This is a genomic window from Pseudomonas sp. NPDC087615 (assembly GCF_044743445.1).
GTDB lineage: Bacteria > Pseudomonadota > Gammaproteobacteria > Pseudomonadales > Pseudomonadaceae > Aquipseudomonas > Aquipseudomonas baetica_A.
This window is the reverse complement of the sequence record NZ_JBIUWM010000045.1, coordinates 39,423-49,430: the sequence shown is the minus strand read 5'-3', so window position 1 is coordinate 49,430 and position 10,008 is coordinate 39,423. Positions and strand designations below refer to the sequence as shown.

At 58.0% G+C, this 10,008-nt stretch carries 8 protein-coding genes and 1 pseudogene; 6 read left to right on the top strand and 3 right to left on the bottom strand.

The window, feature by feature from the left end; translation table 11 throughout:
• Window positions 1-889: pseudogene (locus ACIOU6_RS20710) on the top strand (hypothetical protein); the annotation flags it as partial.
• Between the two features lie 295 nt (window positions 890-1,184).
• On the opposite strand, the gene ACIOU6_RS20705 reads toward ACIOU6_RS20710, so the two are convergent.
• Complete coding sequence (locus ACIOU6_RS20705) at window positions 1,185-1,490, bottom strand: DUF2288 domain-containing protein (protein ID WP_221731423.1); 306 nt, start codon at window positions 1,488-1,490, stop codon at window positions 1,185-1,187.
• 352 nt (window positions 1,491-1,842) lie between these two features.
• Between ACIOU6_RS20705 and ACIOU6_RS20700 the strand changes: the two genes are divergently transcribed.
• The 5 genes from ACIOU6_RS20700 to ACIOU6_RS20680 all read left to right on the top strand — a co-directional run bounded on the left by ACIOU6_RS20700 (window position 1,843) and on the right by ACIOU6_RS20680 (window position 6,843).
• Entirely contained in the window at window positions 1,843-2,970 is a 1,128-nt protein-coding gene (locus tag ACIOU6_RS20700) for a branched-chain amino acid ABC transporter substrate-binding protein (protein WP_221731424.1), read from the top strand.
• Between the two features lie 230 nt (window positions 2,971-3,200).
• Window positions 3,201-4,124, top strand: a complete 924-nt coding sequence (gene livH, locus ACIOU6_RS20695) for a high-affinity branched-chain amino acid ABC transporter permease LivH (protein WP_221731425.1) — start codon at window positions 3,201-3,203, stop codon at window positions 4,122-4,124.
• The gene (locus ACIOU6_RS20690; protein WP_221731426.1) at window positions 4,121-5,377 is read left to right on the top strand and encodes a high-affinity branched-chain amino acid ABC transporter permease LivM; all 1,257 of its coding nucleotides are present in this window, start codon (window positions 4,121-4,123) and stop codon (window positions 5,375-5,377) included. Before livH ends, ACIOU6_RS20690 begins: the two co-directional genes overlap by 4 nt.
• Window positions 5,374-6,141, top strand: coding sequence for a high-affinity branched-chain amino acid ABC transporter ATP-binding protein LivG (livG, locus tag ACIOU6_RS20685; RefSeq protein WP_221731427.1), 768 nt, complete (start codon window positions 5,374-5,376; stop codon window positions 6,139-6,141). The genes ACIOU6_RS20690 and livG overlap by 4 nt, the downstream gene beginning before the upstream one ends.
• Window positions 6,142-6,843, top strand: coding sequence for an ABC transporter ATP-binding protein (locus ACIOU6_RS20680; protein WP_008082262.1), 702 nt, complete (start codon window positions 6,142-6,144; stop codon window positions 6,841-6,843).
• A 179-nt stretch (window positions 6,844-7,022) separates the two neighbouring features.
• On the opposite strand, the gene ACIOU6_RS20675 is transcribed toward ACIOU6_RS20680, so the two are convergent.
• Together ACIOU6_RS20675 and ACIOU6_RS20670 are read right to left on the bottom strand one after the other, a co-directional pair.
• Entirely contained in the window at window positions 7,023-8,261 is a 1,239-nt protein-coding gene (locus ACIOU6_RS20675) for a DUF2599 domain-containing protein (protein WP_401138758.1), read from the bottom strand.
• Window positions 8,262-8,295: 34 nt separating this feature from the next.
• Window positions 8,296-9,999 carry a DUF2599 domain-containing protein gene (locus tag ACIOU6_RS20670; protein ID WP_221731429.1) on the bottom strand — a complete coding sequence of 568 codons (1,704 nt, stop codon included), beginning with the start codon at window positions 9,997-9,999 and terminating at the stop codon, window positions 8,296-8,298.
• Window positions 10,000-10,008 lie beyond the last annotated feature (9 nt).

The following is a 10,008-nucleotide window of genomic DNA, read 5'->3' as shown; positions in this document are numbered from 1 at the left end:
CGACGCCAACGACCTGTTCATGAGTCTGGCCGGCCCGGTGGCGATTGCCTACGCCGAATCGGTGGTGCCGGAAACGCCGCCGCCGAGCAGCGACAAGTTCAAGGTGTTCGACAAAGAGCCACAGCGCCTGAACATCGATGATCTGTTCTTCCGCTCGATCGACCTGCCGCACTTCAACAAAGTGACCCAGGCCATCGAAGGCATCAGCCTGCTGCCGATCGAATCCAAGCGCTATCGCGCCTCGCTGGAGCAGTACAAGAATTCCGGCTACGACGCTGCCGCGCTGCACGACCTGCACTTCTTCAAGAACTGCTCGTCGGTGGTCTCGATCGTTTCGCTGCCAAAAGACTACAAGCTGTCGTACATGGACCTGAACCGGTTGAAGACCCACCTCAACAGCCTGTTCCCCAACACCACGCTCAAGCGCTACGCACTGGTGATCGGTGCCTCGGCCAACTTGTCGCTGACCACCCTCATCGCCAAGAGCCCGTGCCTGTCGGATGACTTCCTGACGCTGATCGTGGCGTTCATCAAGCGCTGCTTTGCGAAGAACCCGTACCGTTTCGACGAGACGCTGGACAATTCGATCCTCGACTTCATCATCCATGAGGACTTCGACGAAGACCGTATCGATGAACTGCTCAACGAGTTCGAGAACCCGGCAAAGATCCTCGACACCAACTGGTACGCAATCAAACCGATGTACGAGAAGAAGTATCGCGAGTTGATCAACGACAAAGAGAAGTTTGTCTCGATCAATGACATTCGCCTGTCGCGTGATTGTGTGAAGAAGGCGATCAAGTACCTGCGCGAGATCTATCGTCACCGGATTGGCAAGACCAAGGTTATTTCGCTGAATAACCATACCGGCAAGTCGTTCACGGTCTGATCCAGAACCGAGTCGCCCCTTTCGCGAGCAAGCCCGCTCCCACATTTGGAATGCATTCCCCTGTGGGAGCGGGCTTGCTCGCGAAGAGGCCCTCAAGTTCACTGAAGATCTCAACCTTTCCAACATCCAGAAACAATTAAGCAGCCGTTAGGCTGCTTACTAAACTGTTCCCGTTACGTTTACGTCACCGTGAAGCCACCCTCGCTTGTGGCCTTTCTTCACGGCAACGTGCCATCACGCTACTCGGCTACACACTTTTCGTTGAGGGTGTCACGCACTACAAAGGCGCAACCCTTCAGACCTGCGCCCTTTCCTGGACCATAATCCATGGACGAACGACCACTGCCCACATCTGCGGATCGCGTTCAAATAGATCCAGTGCCCGCGTTTCAGACAGCTTGGCGACCTTGTCTTCGGCCAGCCAGGCAGCCACTTTGGCACCATCGTCCGAGGCCACGGCCTCGGCAGCGGCGATCAAATCAAGGCTTGGGTCGACCCACAATAGGGCACCCTTGGCAAAGAACGGCTCCAACTCTTTCCAGGTGATAGATGCGGTTTCACCAAGCAGCTTGGCATAGAGGGTGCTAGGTTCTTGATTCATGGGAACTGTCCGGAAAAGAAATCGACGCGAATAATAACGTCGGTGGTCCGCCAGCAAAACCCGGTTGCAAATAGCTGCACCGAACGAAAAGAGCAGGAACGCCAAGGAATGCTGCTGATTGGGATATATGCCCACGAACGCCCCGCCGCAATTCTGTCTTTTTCATTCAAAAATGCGACACCTCCAGGTTTTGTCCCTCGGCGCCTGCTTCCCAGGCTTACAACCGGCGCTCTACACTGTACCGGTACAGTTGCCGGGGGCATTTCCGGAGGGTATCGCAAAGATATCTGACCCGGTTCTGCTGCTACGGCGCCAGAACTCAAAAAAATTACAACAGTAAGAGTGGAGCACTATGACAAAGGCTACTAAGCAGATTTCCAAACTGTTTGCCGCTATGGTTCTGGCCGGTGTTGCCAGCCATTCGTTCGCAGCTGACACCATCAAAATCGGTATCGCCGGTCCAAAAACCGGTCCAGTAGCCCAATACGGCGACATGCAGTTCAGTGGCGCGAAAATGGCCATCGAACAAATCAACGCCAAGGGCGGCGTCGACGGCAAGAAGCTCGAAGCCGTTGAATACGACGATGCCTGCGATCCGAAACAAGCGGTAGCGGTCGCGAACAAGGTCGTCAACGACGGCGTTAAATTCGTGGTCGGTCACCTGTGCTCCAGCTCCACTCAGCCTGCTTCGGACATCTACGAAGACGAAGGCGTGATCATGATCACCCCGGCTGCCACCAGCCCGGAAATCACCGCCCGTGGTTACAAAATGATCTTCCGCACCATCGGCCTGGACAGCGCCCAAGGCCCTGCCGCCGGTAACTACATCGCCAAGTTCGTCAAGCCGAAAGTCGTCGCTGTTCTGCACGATAAACAGCAATACGGTGAAGGCATTGCCACTGCCGTTAAATCCACGCTTGAGAAAGACGGCGTGAAAGTGGCCGTGTTCGAAGGCATCAACGCCGGCGACAAGGACTTCTCCTCGATCATCGCCAAGCTCAAGCAAGCCAACGTCGACTTCGTTTACTACGGCGGCTATCACCCAGAGCTGGGTCTGATCCTGCGTCAGTCCGCTGAAAAAGGCCTGAAAGCCAAGTTCATGGGCCCAGAAGGCGTGGGTAACGACTCCATTTCGCAGATCGCCAAAGACGCTTCCGAAGGTCTGCTGGTAACCCTGCCGAAATCCTTCGACCAGGATCCGGCCAACATCGCCTTGGCTGATGCCTTCAAGGCGAAGAAAGAAGACCCGAGCGGTCCTTTCGTGTTCCCGTCCTACTCGGCTGTTGAAGTGATTGCCGGCGGTATCGCTGCCGCCAAGAGCGAAGACACTGCCAAAGTGGCTGAAGCCATCCACGCTGGCACCTTCAAAACCCCGACTGGCGAGCTGAGCTTTGACGCCAAGGGCGACCTGAAGGACTTCAAATTTGTGGTTTACGAGTGGCACTTCGGCAAACCAAAAACTGAAGCTTCGCCTCAGTAAGGCCCTGCCTGACTGACTGCCAATAAAGCCCACGGCGTGCCGTGGGCTTTGTTTTACGAATGTATGGGCCGCGCTGGCGTGATCCGCCAGTCTCCCCACCTGAAAATCTCAAAACCGTCATCAGCGGTTCGCTGGCAAAACCCGGATTCGAAGTGGATAAAGATCCACGGGGCCGGGCGGGAAAATGACTCCACCAGTGAAATGCGTATCAGGTTTTTAGGAGCGTTGTAATGCCTGACCTCTATCACTTCTTCCAGCAACTGGTTAATGGTCTGACCATTGGCAGCACGTATGCCCTGATTGCCATCGGCTATACGATGGTCTACGGCATCATTGGAATGATCAACTTCGCCCACGGCGAGGTGTACATGATCGGTTCCTACGTGGCGTTCATCGCCATCGCCGGGCTGGCCATGATGGGAATCGACAACGTACCGCTGTTGATGACCGCCGCTTTCATCGCGAGCATCGTCGTGACAAGTTCCTACGGTTACAGCATCGAACGGATCGCCTACCGCCCCCTGCGCGGCAGCAACCGTCTGATCCCGCTGATTTCCGCCATCGGTATGTCGATCTTCCTGCAGAACACGGTTCTGCTGGCGCAAGACTCCAAGGACAAATCCATCCCCAACCTGATTCCGGGCAACATTACTTTCGGGCCAGGTGGCGCACATGAAGTGCTGATTTCCTACATGCAAATCGTGGTGTTCGTGGTGACCCTCATCGCCATGCTCGGCCTGACGCTGTTCATCTCCCGGTCTCGCCTGGGTCGCGCCTGCCGCGCCTGTGCCGAAGACATCAAGATGGCCAACCTGCTCGGCATCAACACCAACAACATCATCGCCCTGACCTTCGTCATTGGTGCTGCGCTGGCGGCCATCGCGGCCGTGCTGCTGAGCATGCAATACGGCGTGATCAACCCGAACGCCGGTTTCCTCGTTGGCCTCAAAGCCTTCACCGCTGCGGTACTGGGCGGCATCGGCAGCATTCCCGGCGCCATGCTCGGCGGGCTGGTGCTTGGGGTGGCGGAAGCCTTTGGTGCCGATATCTTCGGCGACCAGTACAAGGACGTCGTGGCTTTCGGCTTGTTGGTTCTGGTGCTGTTGTTCCGTCCGACCGGCATTCTGGGCCGTCCGGAGGTTGAGAAAGTATGACTAGGAATCTTAAACAGGCGCTGTTCAGCGCTTTGCTGGTGTGGGCTGTGGCCTACCCGGTACTCGGTCTGAAACTGACCATCGTCGGCATCAACCTTGAAGTGCATAACACCAGCCCGGCCATTCTGGCGACCATCGCCATTTGCTCGGTGCTGATGTTCCTGCGTGTGCTGTTCAACCAGCAGATCAGCAAAGCGTGGAAGTCCTCGCCCGGCATGCCGCTGATCCCGGCCAAGGCCAGCAACTTCCTGACACTGCCGACCACCCAACGCTACATCATCATCGCGCTGATCCTTGGCGCGCTGGTCTGGCCGTTCTTCGGCTCCCGTGGCGCGGTGGACATCGCAACGCTGATCCTGATCTACGTGATGCTCGGCCTTGGCCTGAACATCGTGGTCGGTCTGGCCGGTCTGCTCGACCTGGGTTACGTCGGCTTCTATGCCGTCGGCGCCTACAGCTACGCGCTGCTGTCGCACTACTACGGGCTGAGCTTCTGGATCTGCCTGCCGATTGCCGGCCTGATGGCGGCGACGTTCGGCTTCCTGCTGGGCTTCCCGGTATTGCGTCTGCGCGGTGACTATCTGGCGATCGTGACCCTCGGCTTCGGCGAGATCATCCGTCTGTTCCTGCGTAACCTGACCGACATCACCGGTGGCCCGAACGGCATCAGCAATATCGAGAAGCCAACGTTCTTCGGCCTGACCTTCGAACGCAAGGCAGCAGAAGGCATGCAGACCTTCCACGAGTATTTCGGCCTGCAGTACAACTCGATCAACAAGGTGATTTTCCTGTACCTGGTTGCGTTGCTGCTGGCACTGGCCGCGCTGTTCGTCATCAACCGCTTGCTGCGCATGCCGATCGGTCGTGCATGGGAAGCGCTGCGTGAAGACGAAATCGCCTGCCGCGCGCTGGGTCTGAACCCGACCGTGATCAAGCTTTCGGCGTTTACTCTGGGGGCCGCGTTCGCCGGTTTCGCCGGCAGCTTCTTCGCCGCCCGTCAGGGCTTGGTAACACCGGAATCGTTCACCTTCATCGAGTCGGCGATCATCCTCGCCATCGTGGTGCTGGGTGGCATGGGCTCGCAACTGGGCGTGATTCTCGCGGCCGTGGTGATGATCCTGTTGCCGGAAATGATGCGTGAGTTCAGCGAGTACCGCATGTTGATGTTCGGTGCCCTGATGGTGTTGATGATGATCTGGCGTCCACAAGGTCTGCTGCCGATGCAACGCCCACACATGGAGCTGAGCAAATGAGCCGCGAGATCCTTAAAGTCGAAAATCTGAGCATGCGCTTCGGCGGCTTGCTGGCGGTCAACGGCGTGGCGCTGAGCGTGAAAGAAAAACAGGTGGTTGCACTGATCGGGCCGAACGGCGCGGGCAAAACCACGGTGTTCAACTGCCTGACCGGTTTCTATCAGCCTACCGGCGGCAGCATCCTGCTCGACGGCGAACCGATTCAAGGCCTGCCGGGTCACAAGATCGCTCTCAAAGGCGTGGTACGCACCTTCCAGAACGTGCGGCTGTTCAAAGACATGACGGCGGTCGAGAACCTGTTGATCGCCCAGCACCGTCACCTGAACACCAACTTCCTGTCCGGCCTGTTCAAGACCCCGGCGTTCCGCAAAAGCGAACGCGAGGCGATGGAGTTTGCCGAGTACTGGCTGGAAAAGGTCAACCTTAAAGAGTTCGCCAACCGTACCGCTGGCACCCTGGCTTACGGTCAGCAACGTCGCCTGGAAATCGCCCGTTGCATGATGACCCGTCCACGGATCCTCATGCTCGACGAACCGGCTGCTGGCCTGAACCCGAAGGAAACCGAAGACCTCAAGGCGCTGATCAGCGTGCTGCGTGAAGAGCACAACGTGACCGTGCTGCTGATCGAGCACGACATGAAACTGGTCATGAGCATTTCCGACCATATCGTGGTGATCAACCAGGGCACACCTCTGGCTGACGGCACGCCGGAACAGATCCGCGACAATCCTGAAGTGATCAAAGCCTACCTGGGGGAAGCGTAAATGCTGCAGTTCGAAAACGTTTCCACCTTCTACGGCAAGATCCAGGCCCTGCACAGCGTCAACGTCGAAGTCCGTCAGGGCGAGATCGTGACCCTGATCGGCGCCAACGGTGCAGGAAAGTCCACGCTGCTGATGACGCTGTGCGGCTCGCCGCAAGCCCACAGCGGCAGCATCCGCTACATGGGTGAGGAACTGGTCGGCCAGGACTCGTCGCAGATCATGCGCAAAAGCATCGCTGTGGTACCGGAAGGTCGTCGGGTGTTCGCCCGTCTGACCGTTGAAGAAAACCTGTCCATGGGCGGCTTCTTCACCGACAAGGGCGACTATCAGGAACAGATGGACAAGGTTCTCGGCCTTTTCCCACGACTGAAAGAACGCTTCAATCAGCGCGGCGGCACCATGTCCGGCGGCGAACAGCAAATGCTCGCCATCGGCCGTGCGCTGATGAGCAAGCCCAAACTGCTGCTGCTCGACGAGCCGTCGCTGGGCCTAGCACCGATCATCATCCAGCAGATTTTCGACATCATCGAAATGCTGCGCAAGGACGGTGTGACGGTGTTCCTGGTCGAGCAGAACGCCAACCAGGCGCTGAAAATCGCTGATCGCGCGTACGTTCTGGAGAACGGCCGCGTGGTGATGCAAGGCACCGGTGAAGCGCTGCTGACCGACCCGAAAGTACGCGAGGCGTATCTGGGCGGTTGAGGCTTTTCGTGAAACAGGAAAACGGCCTTCGGGCCGTTTTTTTGTGCACGCTACAAACCTTCAACCCACCGAAAACCCTTTGTGCGGGCTTGCTCGCGAAAGCGGTGGATCAGCCAACACAAGTGTTGAACGTAAAATTGCCTTCGCGAGCAAGCCCGCCCCCACAAAATCAAAAGCCGTTAATAAGGGTTGCAGTGTTGGGCTACGGCAGTGGCCTGATCGACGTAAGGACGTGCCGGTTCAAGGTTCCACTCGGGTTTGTTGCGCACAGGCTTGCCCTCATAGGTCGCCGCGAGGTGGCAAACCATCTGCCGCCGCAGCGACCCGCCGTTGACGCTGTACTGCCGCCATTGCTGATCGTCTTTGTGTTTGTTGTACAACTCGGCAAACATCCGGTCGGTCTGATCATCCTTGATCGCGCGGCCGCACGCGGTCGGCACGACTTGCAGTGACCAGGTGTTCGGTCCCAGTTTCGGGTCGGGACGTTGCACCCAAGCGCTCGACTCGATGTATTTTTCGCAGAACTTCGGCGCTGCTGGCGTTGCAGTCTGGATGCACGAGAAGCTGGCCTTGCCGACCGGGGTTCTCGGGAAATCGATCTTGATGATGTTGCGATCCTTGCCGGTCTTGGCCTTGTAGTCGCGCTGGTTGGCCATGGCATCGTTCAAGCCGCGCTGGTCACTGTAGAAAAACGCCAGAATCGGCAGTTCGTCAGTTTTCGGGTTGCCCAGGCGCAACTCCGTCTGCGTCTGAAACTCACGGCTGTTGATGACTTTGCGTGCGCCCATGAAGTTGCGAAAGGCGTCGACCCTATCCTTGCTGCTCATTGGATTGCGCATGTTGAAACCGCACTGCAACTGGTCCTGCTGTCGATTGTTGTTGTACTGGGTGAAGTGCGCCACCCAGGCATTCGGCGTCGAAATCGGCGGTTTCATGGCCTGGCAGACCGCCTCGGTCGGGGCGGTGTTTTTGTTGTCACCACAGCCGCGGTCGTTGCGAAAATCAGTCCAGGCGTCGTTGGGAAACGCGCAATAGACATGCACCGGCGCTTCGGGGTCGCGTACCAGATCCCTCGGCGTAATGAGGTAGCCGTTCTGCGTGCTCATGCCGGGGTCTTCATAACTGATGCCGTCGGCACGCATATAAGAGGCGGCGAATGTGCCCAGCTCCAGCGCTTTCGGGCTGGGATTCCACACATCCCACTTCTGCCCCTTGGCCGGATCGGCACGGTGCGTGCCGCGCACCAACAATCCCGAACAGTCCGAGGCGGGATCCTGACCGCAGCTGTCGACGGTTTTGTTGTACAAAGTTTCGACCTTTTTCAGGGTCTCGTTGCATGACTCGGCATTGGCCCATGTCGCCTGCACCAGCAGCGGTAACAAGAGCAATGGCGCGATTGTGTTCAAACGTTTTTGCATGGCTTGCATCTCCTTGATTAGCCAACACACACCTTCAACGCGGGACCGGGTTACAACCCGCCGCCCGGGTTTCGCTGTCCGATAACGCGGGCCTGAACGGCTCGAGATTCCATGGCGTCTTGTTGCGGTAATTGACCAGCACGCAGTTCAATTGCTGACGCATGCTGCCGGCGGACGTTTCGTTGTCGCGCCAGTTGCTGTCCGTGCCCTTGAGAGCGAACAACTGGTCGTACAAAGCGCCGATCTGCTCGCTGGGCAGCGCGCGCCCCACCGCCGTCGGCACGATGCTCAGGCTCCATTCATCCTGGCGGGTGCCAGGGTCGTAACGTTTGATCCAGTCGGCAGAAGCGATGTATTGCGCAGCCGTGGGCGCCACCGGATTGCAGCCGGCTTTCGCTGATTGCTGCGGGCTGACATTGGGACGGAACGGTTCAAGGTTCCATTCTGTTTTGGCCGGATAGTTCTGGATCAGGCAGCTCAGTTGTCCACGCATGCTGCCCGCCGATTTTTCGTTGTCGCGCCACTGGCTGTCGGCGCCACGCAACGCGAACAGCTCCTTGTACAAAGCCTCTTGATCACTGGCCTGAATCGCCTTGCCTTGAGCGGTGGGAGTGACCTTGAGCGACCATTCGTTTTTCTTGCTGCCGGGATCGTAACGCTCGATCCACGTCGCTGCGGCGATGTACTTGGGGGCAGGGGCACCCGCCACCACCATTTCGTCGATCGCCTGATCCGCCGCCACGTAGCTGAAGCGCTCCGCTGCCGGCTTAGTGAAGTCCAGCCGCAGGATCGGCACGCTGTAGCCTTGGGCCTGAAGTTTCTTTTGAAAATTGCGCGCACTGTTCAGGCCATTCTCGGGTTTCGGCGGCGCCTGATCACCGCGAGTGGCGAAGTTTTGCGTGCTGTTGACGTTGTAGATGAAGGCATCGATGTACTTCATGTTTTCGCTGCCGTCGCTGGTCGCCGTGGCATTTTTCAACATGAACTCGTTGACCTGGCCACTGAAGGAAAAAGGATCCCTGTTGGTGGTACTGGGCCGGGACTCGTGTACCCGGATCATCGCGTGCCAGTCGCTGGTTTTCTCCGCGTTCCAGGAACACTGGCCGTACTGGATCGGCCCTTTCATCAGCCCGGTGTATTTCTGTGTCCATTGCTCGGCAGTGGTGACGCCCGCTTCTGCACAGGTACCGTAGGCCAACGCGGCATTGCGGTTGTTCATCACGCCTTGCGCGGCACGCGGTGGTTCGCGGCTGTCGAAGAAACCGCAGCCGTACCATTTGCGCTCAGGCCCGGTACCGCCATCGAAGGCGTAGATGCAGGTGAAACCCTGCTCCTTGACCGGCAAGTTCAAAGCCGCAGCATCGGTTGGCGTACGCAGGACCAAACCGGCCGGGTGAATGAGGATTCGCGTGCTCAGATCTTTGCGGATCCATGAGTAGGACGTTGCGCCGATCTTGATCGCGTAAGGGCTGTAGTCCCAAGGGTTGAACGGCCCGTCATTGACCATGCGCAAGGTCACGCCACTGCAGTAATAGAGACCGCGTGCGGCGGCGGTATCGGGTTCCTGGCAGGCGTCCTTGAGGGTGTTGTAGTTGTGGTTGATGCGCCTGAGCGTGTCCAGCGGATCGGAGACTGTCTGGGCTGCAACCGTCGAGAACATCAAGGGCAACGTGCAGGCCAAAGCCAGGGATGAAGTTCTGCGCCATAGCACAGCTGAAAGCGAGCGATCCTTTGTCATGAGATACCG